General features: G+C 62.8%; 16 protein-coding genes and 1 tRNA gene. 7 read left to right on the top strand and 10 right to left on the bottom strand.

Going from position 1 to position 16,287, the window contains the following annotated elements; translation table 11 throughout:
* Positions 1–41 precede the first annotated feature (41 nt).
* From ACQKRQ_RS31750 to ACQKRQ_RS31730, 5 genes are all read left to right on the top strand, one after another.
* Entirely contained in the window at positions 42–497 is a 456-nt protein-coding gene (locus tag ACQKRQ_RS31750) for a beta-xylosidase (RefSeq protein WP_427481422.1), read from the top strand.
* A gap of 197 nt (positions 498–694) precedes the next feature.
* Positions 695–1,759: a selenide, water dikinase SelD gene (gene selD, locus ACQKRQ_RS31745; RefSeq protein WP_427481421.1), complete on the top strand. Its 1,065-nt coding sequence runs from the start codon at positions 695–697 to the stop codon at positions 1,757–1,759.
* Positions 1,760–1,888: 129 nt separating this feature from the next.
* A complete protein-coding gene (gene mnmH, locus ACQKRQ_RS31740) occupies positions 1,889–2,956 on the top strand; it encodes a tRNA 2-selenouridine(34) synthase MnmH (RefSeq protein ID WP_427481420.1) in 1,068 nt (355 codons plus the stop codon).
* A 24-nt stretch (positions 2,957–2,980) separates the two neighbouring features.
* Positions 2,981–4,036 carry a permease gene (locus tag ACQKRQ_RS31735; RefSeq protein WP_427481419.1) on the top strand — a complete coding sequence of 352 codons (1,056 nt, stop codon included), beginning with the start codon at positions 2,981–2,983 and terminating at the stop codon, positions 4,034–4,036.
* Positions 4,037–4,039: 3 nt separating this feature from the next.
* Positions 4,040–4,174: a hypothetical protein gene (locus tag ACQKRQ_RS31730; protein WP_258194915.1), complete on the top strand. Its 135-nt coding sequence runs from the start codon at positions 4,040–4,042 to the stop codon at positions 4,172–4,174.
* Between the two features lie 179 nt (positions 4,175–4,353).
* Here the strand turns inward: ACQKRQ_RS31730 and dhaK are convergent, their stop codons facing one another.
* The 9 genes from dhaK to ACQKRQ_RS31685 form a co-directional block, all read right to left on the bottom strand.
* Positions 4,354–6,057 carry a dihydroxyacetone kinase subunit DhaK gene (gene dhaK, locus ACQKRQ_RS31725; RefSeq protein WP_427481418.1) on the bottom strand — a complete coding sequence of 568 codons (1,704 nt, stop codon included), beginning with the start codon at positions 6,055–6,057 and terminating at the stop codon, positions 4,354–4,356.
* Between the two features lie 292 nt (positions 6,058–6,349).
* Positions 6,350–6,426, bottom strand: a tRNA-Val gene (locus ACQKRQ_RS31720).
* Positions 6,427–6,504: 78 nt separating this feature from the next.
* On the bottom strand, positions 6,505–7,995 hold the full coding sequence (locus tag ACQKRQ_RS31715) for a M81 family metallopeptidase (protein ID WP_427481417.1): 1,491 nt from the start codon (positions 7,993–7,995) through the stop codon (positions 6,505–6,507).
* On the bottom strand, positions 7,992–9,272 hold the full coding sequence (locus tag ACQKRQ_RS31710) for a Zn-dependent hydrolase (protein WP_427481416.1): 1,281 nt from the start codon (positions 9,270–9,272) through the stop codon (positions 7,992–7,994). Before ACQKRQ_RS31710 ends, ACQKRQ_RS31715 begins: the two co-directional genes overlap by 4 nt.
* A gap of 33 nt (positions 9,273–9,305) precedes the next feature.
* Positions 9,306–10,007, bottom strand: a complete 702-nt coding sequence (locus ACQKRQ_RS31705; RefSeq protein WP_132381398.1) for an ABC transporter ATP-binding protein — start codon at positions 10,005–10,007, stop codon at positions 9,306–9,308.
* Positions 10,004–10,771, bottom strand: a complete 768-nt coding sequence (locus tag ACQKRQ_RS31700) for an ABC transporter ATP-binding protein (protein ID WP_132381396.1) — start codon at positions 10,769–10,771, stop codon at positions 10,004–10,006. Before ACQKRQ_RS31700 ends, ACQKRQ_RS31705 begins: the two co-directional genes overlap by 4 nt.
* Entirely contained in the window at positions 10,768–11,823 is a 1,056-nt protein-coding gene (locus ACQKRQ_RS31695; RefSeq protein WP_427481415.1) for a branched-chain amino acid ABC transporter permease, read from the bottom strand. The genes ACQKRQ_RS31700 and ACQKRQ_RS31695 overlap by 4 nt, the downstream gene beginning before the upstream one ends.
* Positions 11,820–12,680 carry a branched-chain amino acid ABC transporter permease gene (locus ACQKRQ_RS31690; RefSeq protein ID WP_427481414.1) on the bottom strand — a complete coding sequence of 287 codons (861 nt, stop codon included), beginning with the start codon at positions 12,678–12,680 and terminating at the stop codon, positions 11,820–11,822. Before ACQKRQ_RS31690 ends, ACQKRQ_RS31695 begins: the two co-directional genes overlap by 4 nt.
* Positions 12,681–12,772: 92 nt before the next feature.
* Positions 12,773–13,981 (bottom strand): ABC transporter substrate-binding protein, encoded by a 1,209-nt coding sequence (locus ACQKRQ_RS31685; RefSeq protein WP_342960070.1) that lies wholly within the window; start codon positions 13,979–13,981, stop codon positions 12,773–12,775.
* A gap of 275 nt (positions 13,982–14,256) precedes the next feature.
* Between ACQKRQ_RS31685 and ACQKRQ_RS31680 the strand changes: the two genes are divergently transcribed.
* Complete coding sequence (locus ACQKRQ_RS31680; protein ID WP_132381392.1) at positions 14,257–15,105, top strand: FadR/GntR family transcriptional regulator; 849 nt, start codon at positions 14,257–14,259, stop codon at positions 15,103–15,105.
* Positions 15,106–15,539: 434 nt separating this feature from the next.
* A complete protein-coding gene (locus ACQKRQ_RS31675) occupies positions 15,540–16,004 on the top strand; it encodes a hypothetical protein (protein WP_427481413.1) in 465 nt (154 codons plus the stop codon).
* Here the strand turns inward: ACQKRQ_RS31675 and ACQKRQ_RS31670 are convergent.
* Positions 15,977–16,287, bottom strand: a 311-nt coding sequence (locus ACQKRQ_RS31670; RefSeq protein ID WP_427481412.1) for a hypothetical protein, incomplete at its 5' end; no start/stop codon positions are given. The two genes, ACQKRQ_RS31675 and ACQKRQ_RS31670, sit on opposite strands and share 28 nt — an antisense overlap.

Genomic DNA, 16,287 nt, shown 5'->3' with positions numbered 1-16,287 from the left:
TCCTGCAGCGAGAACTTAGGCCTTCTACAGTGCAACTAAATATGAAATGCCACAGCCGATTTCAACAAAGTCGAGGCATTGTTATTGCTGAGTCAGTGAGTCACGCACCGACACTTACTCCAGATCTTTGGGCACTTATGACCTATCCCCTTCTCAAATCTTCTCTCGCAGGCAATCTTTACGGCGCCGTGAAATCGTGTGCGTCGGTCGGCGTTGTCTCGCTTGCGCTGGGTGCCGCGATACTCGCGCTGAGTCCGCCCGGTATTGCTCAGATCACACAAGGCAGCGGTTCGTCGCAGCAGGAGAACCGCACTTCTTCGATGGGATCGGCGCCCGATTCATCCGCGTCCGCCGTCCATGAATCGCACAAGCCGCAGACAAAAGATGGCGGTTCGGCGAACTCGCGCGGCAAGACTGACGGGAAGAGCCACAAATCCCAAGGCGCGGGCGGCTTCGATAACGGCCTCTATGGCACCGGGGCCGGCAGCAACAAATAGCGAGTGAGTTTGCCGCGCTTTTGTCGCACTTTTGCGTCAAGCGCATTGCGACCGTGCGGCGCTTTGTGGGCAGGCGCGGAGGAATGCACGGCGTGTTTCGCGTTCTGTCCGGATCGCTTCGGCGACCGCCGGTCCCTGCGCATTGCACGAACAACCATCATAATGGCGGTCATTCGTAGCCTGAAATGCCCGCCACAATGACCAATACCCCCAGCCACACAAGCGCTTCGCCCCGTCTGACCAGTCTGTCGCACGGCGGCGGTTGCGGCTGCAAGATCGCGCCCGGCCTGCTTGCCGATCTGCTCAAGCGCAGCGCGCCGCTGCCGTTCTTTCCCGATCTGCTGGTCGGTAACGACACGGCCGACGACGCCGCCGTCTATAAACTCAACGACGAGCAGGCGATCGTCGCCACCACCGACTTCTTCATGCCGATCGTCGACGACCCGTTCGACTTCGGCCGCATCGCCGCGACCAATGCGCTGTCCGACGTCTACGCGATGGGCGGCAAGCCGCTGATGGCGCTGGCCATCGTCGGCATGCCGATCAATGTGCTGCCGCACGACGTGATCGCAGCCGTGCTGAAGGGCGGCGAATCCGTGTGCGCCGAGGCCGGCATCCCGCTCGCCGGCGGCCATTCGATCGATTCGGTCGAGCCGATCTACGGCCTCGTCGCCATTGGCGTGGTCGATCCGAAGCGCGTCAAACGCAACGCGGGCGGGCAAGCGGGCGATGTGCTGATCCTCGGCAAGCCGCTCGGCGTGGGCATTCTGTCGGCAGCCCTGAAGAAAGACCGGCTCGACGCCGCCGGCTACGCCGCCATGATCGGCGCGACGACCAAGCTCAACCGGCCTGGCGCGGACCTGTCCAGACTCGACGGCGTGCACGCGCTCACGGATATCACCGGCTTCGGCCTGCTCGGCCATACGCTAGAGCTGGCGCGCGGCTCGAACCTGACCGCGCGCGTGCGCTATGCGGATCTGCCGTGGCTGCCAGACGTGGTGAGCCTCGCGGAAGCCGGCATTTTTACCGGCGCGTCGGGACGCAACTGGGACGCATACGGCAAAAACATCGTTCTGCCCTCCTCATTTCCTGCGACGGCGCGCACGCTGCTCACCGATCCGCAAACCTCGGGCGGCTTGCTGGTCTCGTGCGCGCCGCAAGCCGTCGACGAGGTTCTCGCCCTGTTCCGCGCCGACGGGTTCGGCGAGGCGTGCGTGATCGGCGAAATGGTCAGTGGAGAAGGACGCGTCGAGGTCATCTGAGCCGCGAGCGGAAGAAGGAAGGATGCGGGGCGCGCGGCCGGGAAACAGCGCTGAGTGCTCCGCCGGCCGCTATTCACGGCGCGTGCGATAATTTCACCCTTCCCGCCGGCCCGTTTTGTCCCTAACTCCTTGAAAAACCTACTCGTCAGCCTCGAAAAAGCAGGTGATTTCGATGAAATCATCGATGTGCGCACGCCTCTCGAATTTGCGGAAGACCATATTCCGGGCGCGCTCAACGCGCCCGTGCTGAGCAATGAAGAGCGCGTGCTGGTCGGCACGACGTACAAGCAGGTATCGCCGTTCGAAGCCACGCGGATCGGTGCGGCGCTGGTCGCGCGCAATATCGCGCACCATCTGGAAACGACTTTCGCCGACCGGCCGCGCAACTGGCGGCCGCTGATCTATTGCTGGCGCGGCGGCAAACGCTCGGGTTCGGTGACCACGCTGTTCAATATGATCGGCTGGCAGGCGCGCCAACTCGATGGCGGCTACAAAACCTATCGGCGGGCCACGCTCGACACGCTCGCCACCTTGCCGAAGACGTTCTCGTACATCGCGCTGGTGGGCCCGACCGGCAGCGGCAAGACGCGCCTGCTCGCGGCCCTGCACGCCGCGGGCGCGCAGACGCTGGATCTCGAAGCGTTGGCCGCGCATCGCGGCTCGCTGCTCGGCGCCTGGGCCGGCGTGGCGCAGCCGTCGCAGAAGCGTTTCGATACGCTGCTCGTGAGCGCGTTGCGCACGTTCGATCGGGCACGGCCGGTGTTCGTTGAAGCGGAGAGCCGGCGCATCGGCTCCGTCGCGCTGCCGCTCGCGCTGCTCGAGACGTTTCATCAGGGCCGCTGCGTCGAGGTGATCTCGAGCCGCGAAGATCGCGCGGCATTCCTGCTGCACGACTACGCCCATCTGTTCGACGATCCCGATTCGCTGAAGGGGCAACTGCAACGGATGATCGGTTTGCATAGCCGGGAACGTGTCACGGGCTGGCAAAAGCTCGTCGACGACAACCGCCGTGCCGAGCTCGCGCACGAGTTGATCGGGCGTCACTACGATCCGGCGTATGCGCGCAGCAGCCATCAGCATTTCGTCCAGTTGCCGCGCGCATTGCAATGGAATTTCCGCCCCAACGACGCCGATGTCGTCGACCAGGCAAAAGCACTGCTCGTACAGCTCGACAGCAGCGCGCTCGCTGTCAACTGATTAAAACCAACGTTCAAGACCACCATGCAATCAACCCTTCGACAACCACGAGTCGCTCTTGGCTGGATCGTCTTTCTGCTGATCGCTGTGGTCGGCCTCTTCTATGTGAAGTGGTTCCCGTACTACAACCGCGCGTTCGTGGCCGCGAGCCAGCACTCCATCGGCAAATCCATCCTGATGGGCACGTCGGCGAGCGCGCCGGCGGCATCGTGGCAGGCTGCCATCAATTACGCCTTCGCCTACGGCAAAGCGATCTGGCAAGCGATGGTGCTCGGGCTGCTGCTCGGTTCGGCGGTGCAAGCGCTGATTCCGCCGCAATGGGTCGCGCGCGCGCTCGGCCGCACCGATTTCAGCAGCGTCGTGAAGGGTGGCCTGCTGTCGTTGCCGGGCATGATGTGCACGTGCTGCGCGGCGCCGGTCGTGGCGGGCTTGCGGGCGCGTCAGGCGGCGCCGGGCGCGGCGATCGCGTTCTGGCTCGGCAATACCGCGTTGAATCCGGCTACGCTGATCTTCATGGGCTTCGTGCTCGGCTGGCAGTGGATGGGCCTGCGCCTCGCCCTGGGCATCGTGATGGTGTTCGGTCTCGGCTATCTGGTGAACCGGATGGTTACGCCGAAGGAAGCCGAAGCGTCGCGCGAAGCGATGGCGCAACTGGTCACCGGCGATGTGCCCGGCACTGCCTTCGCACGCTGGGTGAAAATCCTCGGCACGATGACGCTGCGGCTCATTCCCGAATACATCGTGCTCGTGCTGATTCTCGGCGCGGCGCGCACGTGGCTGTTTCCGCATGTCGGACCGGATATCGACAACAGCCTGCTGTGGATCGTCGCGCTGTCCGTCGCCGGCACGCTGTTCGTGATTCCGACAGCGGGCGAAGTGCCGATCATCCAGGCCATGCTCTCGTTCGGTATGGCGGCCGGCCCGGCTGGCGCGTTGCTGATGACGCTGCCGCTGATCAGCGTCCCGTCGATGGCCATGCTCGGACGCTCGTTTCCGCGGCGTGTGCTGACGGTGGTGGCGTTGGCCGTCGTGGTGTGTGGTGTGATCAGCGGGTTGCTGGCTGTCGCATTGGGGTTTTAAAGCATGAAACGTATTGCCGCATTTGCTTTGACGTGCTGGTCGGCTGCCGGCCTGCTTTACTTCGGACAGCATTCGGTGGCGCTGATCGTGGTGAGCGGGGTTGTTGCGCTGGCTGGGTTCGATCTGCTTCGTCCATGATCGCGCGCTGATGCGAAAGCGTGAGCGTGGATCGCTTACGCGAAGCGTATTTCGACGGCGCGTCTTATTTGTAGAGACATGAGCGTCGGCGCTCGGATCGCACGGCTAACAGCATGAGACCTCTGCTCTGCTGTTAGCCGTTTTTTGTTTCGCGCAATCGAGCGTTTGCGCGAGTTCGCTTACTTCTTCAACGCCTCGCAAATCGCAGCGAGCCACAACGCCACCGCATGCGCACCCGGATCCACGTGACCTAGCGCGCGATCGCCGACATAACTCGAGCGCCCGCGCCGTGGATGCATCGACGCCGTTTGCGAGGCACCTTCGGTTGCCGCGTCGACGGCCGCGTTCAACGCGGCATCCAATGCCTCCTGGCGCGCGAGAGCGGATTGCAACGCGTCGGCGGCCGGCTTCAATGCATCGACCATCGTGCGATCGCCGGGATGCGCACCGCCCAGTTCCATCAAGCCGTCGACACCCGCGCTGAACGCCGCCGCCCATTCCTTCGGCGTCGATCCGTCTGATCGTTCGAGCGCGACCGCCGCGCGCACCAGCATCACCGCGTAAAGCGGGCCCGACGTGCCGCCGATCACGCGCCGCAGCGTCGCCGACATGCCGCGCAATACGGCGCCTGGTATTGTCTCAGCCGGATAGCCATCGAGTTCCTGAAGTATCGCGCGCGCGCCACGCGAAAGACTGATGCCGAGATCGCCGTCGCCGACGCGTTGATCCATGTCAGTCAACGCCGGCTCGGCTTTCAGCAGGCACGCGCAAACGGCTTCGATCACGCGGCGCAACGTCGCTTCACGCGACAGCGACGCACCGCTTGCGCGCTCCGGTTCGGCAGGCGCGGGCCGCACGGAAACCTGCGCGATGCGGCCGCTCAGCGCGGGCCACGCACTCGTATGCGCGGCGGCGTCGAGCCAGCGGAGCCGTTGGTCGTCCACGCGCAGCAGCGTCAGCGAGATGCCCGCCATTTCCAGCGCGCTCAGGAACGTGCCGGCCCAGGCGCGTTCCACCTTGATGCCGCGGCTCGCCAGATAACGCAGCGCGGAACCGGCCACAATGCTCAATTCGCTCGACGGCGTGCCGCCTAAATTGTTCACCAGCAACGCCACCCGCTCACCGGCCTGCAACGACAGATCGCCGACGATCTTCGCCAGCAGCTTGTCGACGATCGCGGCGGCAGGCTCCATCGCACCGCGCTCCACACCCGGTTCGCCGTGAATGCCGAGACCCCATTCGATCTCGCCGTCCGCCAGCTCGAAGCCCGGCTTGCCCGCAGCCGGCACCGTGCACGCGGTGAGCGCGACGCCCATCGTGCCGAGCGAAGCCGCCACGTCGCGCGCGATCTGCGCGACTTCCGCCAGTGGGCGGCCCGCCGTGGCAGCCGCGCCTGCAATCTTGTGAACCAGTACGGTCCCCGCGAGCCCGCGACGGCCCGCGTGATCACCGCTTGCCGTCAGCGCGACGTCGTCGGCGACGATCACCATTTCCGTGGCGATGCCTTCGGCGCGCGCGATCTCGGCCGCGAGGCCGAAGTTGAAGCGGTCGCCCGTGTAGTTCTTCACGATCAGCAAGGCGCCTGCCTTACCGGCCACCGCACGGATCGCGTCGAGTACGGCGTCGGTGGACGGCGACGTGAAGATTTCACCCGCGACCGCTGCGCTCAGCATGCCGGAGCCCACATAACCGCCGTGGGCGGGCTCATGGCCCGAGCCGCCGCCCGAGATCAGCGCGACTTCGCCGCGCGCCGCTGCGGCCTCGGCATCCGCCCGCACGACGATCGTGCTGCCTTGCAACAGGCAGAGATTGGGGTTGAGCGCCGCGAGTCCGTCGAGCATGTCCGGGACGATCGCGGAGACCTCGTTGATGAGCTTCTTCATTGCGTCAGCTTCCTTTTAAGCTGCCCGCGCTTTCGTCCCGCGCTGACGGCAGTTTATTCAGTGGCGAAACAGGAAGGCTTAACTGTACCGCGCATTGGCGAAAGACGACGTGATACGGCAACGTTGAACGCACAAGGCATTCGCGGCGCACGAGTGACGCTGCGGCGAGTTCAAGGCTATGGAGAGGGGAGAAACTGACAGGACAGCGGCACAACGAACTGTGCGCCGAGGCGATGCGAGAACCTGACAGTAGACGAAAGCGAAGCCGCTTTCGTCTACGTCACGGATGCGTTGGTAGGCTCGATTGGATTCGAACCAACGACCCCCACCATGTCAAGGTGGTGCTCTAACCAACTGAGCTACGAGCCTTTAGAGGCGCGAATTATAGAGAACCCGCACGCTCAGCACAAGCCCCTAAGGGCGCTTCTGTCGACTAGCGCGTTGCACTCAGTTCGTGGATGCCCACTCGGTCTGCCCATCGAGCGGAAAAACCGGCCGCTTCACGCGCTTGAAAGCGAACAGGCCATAGTCCGAACTCGTCACGCCGCGGCTGTCGCATTCCACCAGCGCCGCGGCGATCGGCACGAACACCGGCCGGCAGTACATGCGTGATTTGAGCAACAGGAAACGCGCGCGACGCGGATCGATGCCGACGCTCTCGAACACGCCGAGGTCCCACGGTTCGTGCGTGCGTTCGGTCATCACGAGCTTGACGGTGCCTGTGTCGAGGACCGCGGCGCGTCCCATGAAGGCGCGCTGTCCGGTGTACGTCGGGCCGCTGATCACGTACTCGCCGTCGGTCAGCGCGCGCACCACGCCGGTCACGGCAAGCGGCGGACGTGGCTTGAGCGCATCGCTCGCGACCTTGTTGCCGATGGTCACCGTCACCGTACTGCCGACGCCGGCCGACATCAACGCCGCGACCGCTTGCGGATCGCACAACGGCCCGCTAACGATGCCGTCGAGCTTCTGCTTCAAGGCTTCTTCGAGCAGATCCATCGTGTCGCATGTGCCGCCCGACATGCAGTTGTCGCCGTGATCGAGCAGCAGCACGGGCTTGTCGGCGTCCACCGCGAGCACGGCGGCTTGTGCGACGGATTCAGCGAGCGGCGCGCTGCGATACACGAAGTCTTCGCGCTCGTTCCAGATCTGCCGCGCGATGCGCTCCGCTACCTCTTCGGCGTGAGTGCGATCGCCATTGCCCACCACCACGACGCTGATGCACGGCGCCTCGATATCAGCGAGCGAGAAGCCCGACAGCACCGACACCGCGAGCATGCCGTCGGCCTCGGCGGCGCGCGCGGCATCCACAGCGCGCTTCATCGCGCCTTCGGCAGTCGCGCTGCGCAGCGTATGCGTGAGCAGCGGCGGCTGGCGCCATGCGATCACGGGCTCCGCCTTGCCGTGGATCAGATCGAACATCAGACGCGCCGCATGTGCGCCGGTCTCGTACATATCCACGTGCGGATAAGTCTTGAAACTGACGATCACGTCCGCATTGTCGATCATCTTTTGCGTGACGTTGCCGTGCAGATCGAGGGCGACGGCGATCGGCGCATCCGGCAGCAACGCGCGCACGCGTTCGAGCAAGTCGCCTTCACCATCGTTGGAATTCTCGGCGACCATCGCGCCGTGCAGATCGAGCATGACGGCGTCGCAACCTGTCGCGGCCGACACGATCGCTTCGCAGATTGCATCGTAAGCGGCGGCTTCGACCGGCCCGCTCGGATTCGCCGACGCCGACACAGGCGTTACGATGTCGGCATGCTCACGCTCGGCTGCGTCGATGAACGCGGCCATCGCCGTCTGCATGCCTTTGTTGTCGTCGAACGCGTCTTCGCCATAGGTCGGACCGTTACGGCCGAATGCCGCCAACGGCGTGGCCACCGGCGAAAACGTATTGGTCTCGTGATTCATTCGCGCGATAAGGATCTTCATGCGTCTGCGCTCCCCGCTTTCTGCGCGGCGCTCAGCATGGCCTGCAACAGCACGTTGCAACCGGCTTCGAGATGATCCGCGCGTGCGTCTTCGATTTCGTTGTGGCTGATGCCGTCTTTGCACGGCACGAAGATCATCGCCGCGGGCGCGACTCTCGCAAGATAGACAGCGTCGTGGCCGGCGCCGCTGATCACATCCATCGATGAAAAGCCGAGCGTGTCCGCGCCCTGCTTTACGGCACCGACCAGTTCCGCGGCGAACGGTTGCGGCGGGAAATACACCACCTGTTCGACGTCCACCGTGATGCCGCTTTTCTCGCCTGCCACCGAGCATGCGGCGCGCAACGCGCTGTCCATTGCTGTGAGCGAGGCATCGTCGGCGGCGCGCAGATCGACGGTGAGCGTCACGCGGCCTGGAATCACATTGCGTGAATTCGGATGCACGTCGAGCCAGCCGACCGTGCCGCGGCCGTGAGGCGCGTGATCGAGCGCGATGCGATTGACGGCGTGAATCAGATCGGCGGCGACCAGCAGCGCGTCACGGCGCAGTTCCATCGGCGTCGGGCCGGCGTGCGCTTCCATGCCGTGTACCGTCACATCGTACCAGCGTTGGCCGAGCGCGCCTTGCACCACGCCGATTGTTTTATCGTGTGCTTCCAGGACGGGGCCTTGTTCGATGTGCGCTTCGAAATAGGCGCCTACCGCATGTGGTTTTGTGGTTTCACCGGCATATCCGATCTGAGATAGCGCGTCACGTACGGTGATGCCTTCTCGATCGTGTTGTTCGAGCGCATGCTCCAGGGTGAATGCACCGGCGAACACGCCGGAACCCATCATCACCGGCACGAAACGCGAGCCCTCCTCGTTGGTCCACACGGCGACTTCCAGAGGCGCGAGCGTCTGCACGTTGGCGTCGGTTAGCGTGCGCAACACTTCGAGTCCCGCGAGCACGCCGTAATTACCGTCGAACTTGCCGCCTGTAGGCTGCGTGTCGATGTGGCTACCGGTCATCACGGGCGGCAAGTCGTCACGCAGACCCGCGCGACGCGCGAAGATATTGCCGATGGCGTCGATCCGAACGCTGCAGCCGATCTCCTTCGCCCACGCGATAAAGAGGTCGCGCGCCTGACGGTCCAACTCCGTGAGTGCGAGCCGGCACACACCGCCTTTCGCGGTGGCGCCGATCCGCGCGAGTTGCATGAGACTGTCCCAGAGCCGCGCGCCGTCGACTCGCAGATCGGCGAACGTCGCGACGGTTGTTGATTCATGAACTTGCATCGATGCTTCCTCATGTTGAAGACTGAGTGCGCGTCAGACCACGCCGACGCCGAGATAACGGTCCTTGATCGAGTCGTCCGCGGCAAACGACGCGTTGTCGCCTGCATAGACGATCACGCCTTGTTCGATGATGTAGTGCCGATCCGCGAGTTGCGTGCAGACTTCGAGGTTCTGCTCGACCAGCAGAATCGCCACGCCCGCCTCGCGAATCAGCTTGAGTTGCGCGACGATTTCTTCGACGATCACCGGCGCGAGGCCTTCGACGGGTTCGTCGAGCATCAGCAAACGCGGGTGATTCATCAGCGCGCGGCCGATGGCGAGCATCTGCTGTTCGCCGCCGGAGAGCTGCGCGCCCCCATTCGTACGCCGTTCCTTTAAGCGCGGAAAAATGCGGTAGATGTCGTCGAGTTGCCACGGCGAATCTTTGCGAGCGCCGAGCCGCAAGTTTTCTTCGACCGTGAGCAGACGAAAGATACCGCGATGCTCGGGCACAAAGCAGACGCCTCGCGACGCGATCTTGTGCGGCGGCAGGCCGCTGATCCTGGCATCGTTGAACGTGACCGTGCCGCGCTGCGGCGCGACGACACCGGCGATCGCTTTCAGCGTGGTCGATTTGCCTGCGCCGTTGCGGCCCAGTAGCGTGACCGTTTCACCATCGTTGATCTGCAAGGACACGCCCTGCAGGATGTGGCTCTTGCCGTAGAAGCCGTGAATCTGCTGCACGTCGAGAATCATGCGCGGCCTCCGGTGATCATGTTGCCGAGATAGGCGCTGCGTACGCGCTCGTCGCCGCGAATGTCGTCGGGACGGCCTTCCACCAGCACTCGCCCTTGCTGCATGACGGTGATCGTGTCGGAGATGTCCATCACGATGCCCATGTTGTGTTCGATCAGCACGACCGTGTAGTCGTCGCGCAGACCACGAATCAACTGCTTCATGTCGTCAAGGTCGTCGATGCCCATGCCCGAGGTCGGCTCGTCGAGAAAGATCGCCTTGGGGCGCGCGGCGAGCGCCATGCCGACTTCAAGCCGTCGCTGCTGACCGTGCGACAGCGCGCCCGCCGACACCTCGCTGAACCGCTGCAACGCGAGCCGCTCAAGCACGCTGTCGACGATGTCCGCATGCGTGAGCGCGCCGTGCGGCGGCGTCCACGCATTCAACGCCCGCACCGCGTCGACACCTTGCGCGGCGAGCCGTAGATTTTCTCGCACACTCAAATTGGCGAACAGGCTCGTCACCTGAAACGAACGCGCGACGCCGCGCCGTACGCGTTTATGGTCCGGCTCGTGCGTGACGTCGTGGCCGTCGAAAACGATCTTGCCTTCGGTGATCGGCAGCGTGCCGGTCAACACGTGAAAAAGCGTGGTTTTGCCCGCGCCGTTCGGACCGATCACGGAATGCACCGTGCGCGGCATGATGTTCAAAGTGACATCGGAGAGCGCCGTGAATTTGCCGTAGCGCTTCACAACGCCACTCGCTCGCAGAATGGCTTCGCTCATACGGGCTCCTTGTCTGCGTCGTTGCCTGCGTCGGCGGATGATTTGCGGCGTAGCGATTGCCAGATGCGTTCGCCCAATCCCCACAGACCGCGCTGCATGAACAGACTGACGGCAATCAGCACGATGCCGAGCAGCAACAGCCAGCGCGGCCACAATGTGGAAAGCCAGTCGGCGAACAGCACGTAGAAGGCGGCACCCAATACGGAGGCGAACAGATTGCCTGTGCCGCCGATCACAGTCATCACGAGAATCATCTCGCTCGTGTGATAGTCGATGTTGGAGAGCGGCGCGATGCCGGTCATCAGCGCGTGCAGCGCGCCCGCCAGACCCGTGACCGCGCCGGAGATCACGAACGCCATCAGCTTGAAACGTTTGACGTCGTAGCCGACCGCAGCGGCGCGCGCTTCGTTGTCGCGAATCGCGAGCAACGTGCGGCCGAATACAGAGTGCGATACACGCATCAACAGCCAGAACACCACGAGGAACAACACGGCCACGAAACCGTAGTACTGCCACGGCGAGGTCAACGGCACGATCGTTTTGCCGAATAGTCCGAGCGCCGGGCGCGGGATGTCGAGCAAGCCGTTGTCGCCGCCGGTCAGATCGGGCGTGGTGTAGGCGAGGAAGTAGAACAGTTGTCCGAACGCGAGCGTCAGCATGACGAAGTAGGTGCCGCGCTGGCGAATCGAAAACCAGCCGACCAACGCCGCGGCCGCCGCGCCGATCACTGCCGATGCAAGCAACGCCACAGACACCGGCAAGCCCGCTTTGGTGAGGACCAGTCCCGCGCAATAGCTGCCGAGCCCGAAGAAAATGCCCTGTCCAAACGAAAGCAAGCCTGTGTGCCCAAGCAGCAAATTGCAGCCGAGGGCGGCAAGTGCGAACACGAGCACTTCAGTAGCCAGCGATCCGGAGCGCAGCGTCAGCGGCAACACGCACACGACCAGCAACGCCAGCAGCAGGAAACGATAGCGATGCAATGAATGCTTCAGGCCCGATTGAGCCCTTGCGGAAGAAGCGCTCTGCACGATAGGTTTCGACGTATCGATCATGCCGCCCTCCCGAGCAAACCGTTCGGTCGCAGCAACAGGACAGCGGCCATCGCGACATAGATCATCAATCGCGCGCCTTCCGGCCACAACGTGCTCATCACGCTTTGCACGATCCCCACCAGCAATCCGCCGACCAGCGCGCCAAGAAAATTACCCATACCGCCGACCACCACCACGACGAACGCGACGCTGAGCGCTTCGATACCCATGAACGGATCGACGCCGCGAATCGGCGCGGCGAGCACGCCCGCCAACGCGGCAGTCGCAGCGCCGAGCGCGAACACGAGGCTGAAAACGCGCAGCACGTTGATGCCGAGCAGCGAGACCATCTCCGTCGATTCGCTGCCCGCACGCACCGCGCTACCGAGCCGCGTGCCTTCCAGCACCCACCACAAAAGCGCGGCCAATATCGCCGTGAAGCCGATCACGAAGAGACGGTACTTCGGATAGACGAAGCTGCCCCAGATCACCACGCCGTTCAGCACGTCGGGCACGGCCACGTTATCGCCGAGCGGTCCCCAGATCAGGATCGCGCATTCCTGCACGACGAGCGCGAGACCCACGGTCACGAGAATATGAAACTCATGCTGCTGCGCATAGACGTGGCGCAGAATCAGTTTCTCGACGACCCACGCAAGCGCGCCCACGACGATCGGCACGACCACGAGCGCGGTCCAGAAGCTCATCGACCACTGCATCGCCTGATAGCAGAAGTACGCGCCGAGCAGATAGAACGCACCGTGCGCGAAGTTCACGAAGCGCAACAGGCCGAACACGATCGACAAACCGACGGCGAGCAGGAAATACAGCATCCCCACTCCGATACCGTTGACGATCTGCAGGAGATAAACGTTCATGGCGTCCGTCTAAAGGGTGGTGCGAAGGGGAGTCACGGTGCGGTGTTGCGATTTTTTCGCGCTACGCCGCGCTCGCGTGCGGCACGGATGCGTCAGGCCATCTTGCAGCCGGTCTTGTCGAGCGGAAGGAACGATTGGCCCGAGCTCACGATATCTGCGTAGTCGTCGGCGTTTTTCATCTTGTTCTTCGCCTTGCCCTTTAACAGATAATAGTTCTTCAGCACCTGATGGTCGCCTTTGCGGACTTCTTCCGGACCCGTCAAACCGTCGTATTTCATGCCTTCGAGGGCGGCGACCACTTTCTTCGGATCGACGTTGCCTGCTTTTACGATGCCGTCGAGCAGGATCTTCGTGCAAATATACGAGCCTGCGAGGCTGTAGTTGGGGTTTGCCTTGAATGCGGCGTTCGAACGTTTGACGAGATCGCGATTGAGCGGCGAATCGATATCGTGCCAATACTGTGCGCCGAAATAGACACCTTCGCACAGGTCCGCGCCGAGCGATTCGAATTGCTCGAGTCCGGACGCCCACGCCATCAGAATCGTGCAATTGTTCTTCATGCCGAAGCTCACGGCCTGGCGCAACGTATCGGACGATTGCGAGCCGAAGTTCAGAATCAGCAGCACGTCAGGCTTCGCAGCGACTGCGTTCGTCAGGTAGCCGCTGAACTCCTTCTCATTGAGCGAGTGGTAGCTGTTGCCCACATGCTCGATGCCCTTCTCTTTGAAGATCGCCTTGGCTGCCGAGAGCAAGCCGTCGCCGAACACGTATTGCGGCGTGATGGTGTACCAGCGTTTCGCTTTGGGCATCATCTGGATCAGTGGACGCACGGTCTGCTCGATCGCGCCGTAGGTCGGCACGGACCAGCGGAACGTGGCGTCGTTGCAGTCCTTGCCGGTGATTTCGTCCGCGCCTGCCGTCGTGATGAAAATGCCGCCTGCTTTCTGGACTTCCTTGCCCATTGCCAATGCTTCGGAGGACAGAATACCGCCGGCAAAGAAGCGCGCATTCTTCTGTTGCGCGATTTCCTGCACACGGCGCACGGCGGTTGCGGGCTTGCCTTCCGTGTCGAGCACCGTATATGCAAGCGGTTGACCCAGCACCTTGCCGTATTGCTCGATAGCGAGCTTCATGCCGAGGTCGGCGTATTTGCCGTTCGCCGCGAATGGACCCGACATCGGCACCGGACAGGCGAACTGCAAGGTGCCGGCCTGCGCGAACGCGCTTCGCGCGACCAGCGAACCCAACGTCCCCGGAACGGCCGACAACGCGGCCAGCTTCAACATATTTCGGCGATTCAAAATGACGCTCCTTAGGAAAGAGACACGCACTGACCGACTACGAAACTGCACGCATTGCGCGAACGACTACTTGAGCTTGCTGGCCGCCGTGAAGTTTTCCACCGCATCGGCTTTGTTCTATTTATCATGATAAATAGGTTGGACTTGATCGTAGGTACAATAAATTCGGGTGTCAATAAGGCAAAATTCCTGGCGGCATCGAGGCAGCCTGCCGGGCTGCGACTGCGCCGGCGAATCGGTCGACGATCGTGCAGGACAAACTGGGAGCATCGAATATGGCCATGGACCGCGCCAAGGCTGGCGCCGCGATTGAGATCAAACAGCAAAAACGCGGCGATCTGGTCGCGGAAGAAATCAAGCGGCTCATCACCGAGAAAGACCTGAAGCCAGGCGACCGGCTGCCGCGCGAGGTGGAATTGCAGCAGCTCTTTTCGGTGAGCAAAAGCACGATCCGCGAGGCGTTGAAATCGCTCGAGGTGCAAGGTCTCATCAAAGTGACCACCGGCCCGAGCGGCGGCGGCATGGTGGTGGAAGTGCCGCTCGATCGCACGTTGCAACTTCTGCAAAACTATCTGTTCTTCAAGGACGTATCGATCGACGACATCTATACCGTGCGCAAACTGCTGGAGCCCGAGCTCGCGGCAGGGGCCGTGCCGCATCTGACGGAGCAGGACTTCGAGGCGCTCGACGCGAGCATTGCGTGTTGCGATCGACCGGCCTCGTCACACGGCGGGCAGGACATCGTGCGGCAACGTCAGGAGGACGTGAATTTCCACGACATCCTCGCGGCGGCGAATCCGAATCCGTTCCTGCGTTTTAGTTGCGAGTTGATCAATGAAATGATCCGTCAACTCATCGAGTTTCGTAACGACACGCCGCAAGCTGAGCATGAGCGGTTCGGTCAGGCCAACGTCAAGATTCACAAAGCGATTACGAAGGCAGCGCGTGAGCGTGATGTGGAGAAGGTGCGTGAGTTGATGGTGATTCATATGACCGAGGCGCCACGCTATGTGAAGCGGATGAAGGGGAAGCTGCGTGGACGTCTCATCCTGGATTCGGAGATTCGGCGGCGCGTGCGGGCGCGAAGTGTGGCGCCGTCTGCGGATGAGGGTGATGAGGAGTGAAGCGGGGGTTTCGATGCGGCTTGCGGGTGGGTTGCGGGTGGGTTGCGAGTTGCGGGTTTCAAGCCGAAGGCAATTCCGCTATGGATGCCGGTTGGGCGTCTTGCTGGGAGAGCGGAGACCATCTGCTCTGACGAAGCGATGCAAATGGTTTGATGCGCCCGGCATAGGGCAGAAGGCTTGGCGCGCTCGCGATATCGGCGCCACGTAGCGCGGGATCCGGGTGGGTGAAATGCCTTTCGCATAAAGGAAGATCGAAAGGCATCGCGCTCAGGTTAGAAGGGCGCACGCGGCGGGCTCCGCGAGAAAGAATCGTGGCGAAAGCAGCAGCTAGTCGGCGTTCCAGTCGGTCCGCCTGTCGCGTGCACGACGGAGGGCTCAATCTTTTGCGAGCCGCGCCGTTATTGCATCTGCACAGGCATAAACATTGGACCTTCATGGCACAACCTATTCCGTTCTCCCGCCACACTGGCGCTGCGCGTGCCCGGCATGCCAAGGCCATGCTGTTGCCGATCGCCCGGCAGACCGCCGACGACCTCGCACTGCGGGTCCATCTGGCACTCGACGCCTTGCGCCGCGGCGCCGGCGGCATGACCGACGCGCAAACGCTCACGCAGATCATGCTGTTGACGGGCTTTCTGGCGGAATCGGGTTTCGGCTCGGCGACCGGTGAGCAACTGGGTGCGGCGGAACGCGCAGTATCGGCGGTGTTCGATATCGGCCGTGAAACCGGCAATTGGAAACTGGATGACGCCGGATTCGCGCTTTTTGCGACGATCGCGACGAATTACGACCGGCAGTTGCACAGCGCGCCCCTTTGGGCGATCACCGATGCGAGCGAACGACTCGATCGGTTTACCGCGGGCATGTCGTATCAGACGCCGGCGCGTAAGCGGGCTTGATTGATCACGTGATGTGAGACGACGAGGGAAGCCTCGTCGACGAGGTTCATGCGACTGGTGAGGCGCACAGTGTACTGGGTGGGCGCGACGCGGTGAGCCGCGAAGGCGTAGATGTATTGACGGGCTACGCGAACGCGCTGCGGATGGGGAGGGATTGAGGGCGGTTTTCCCGTTCGTTCTTCGCCTGTTTTTTCCGGCTGCGTAAACGCAGAAACCCCACCTTTTTGGGGTGGGGTTTCTGTTTGCTGCGGGGGAGCCTGACGATTACCTACTTTCACACGGG

The organism is Paraburkholderia sp. NPDC080076, assembly GCF_050281145.1.
Classification (GTDB): domain Bacteria; phylum Pseudomonadota; class Gammaproteobacteria; order Burkholderiales; family Burkholderiaceae; genus Paraburkholderia.
Note: the sequence above shows the minus strand (reverse complement) of the source record. Positions and strands in the feature narration are given on the sequence as shown.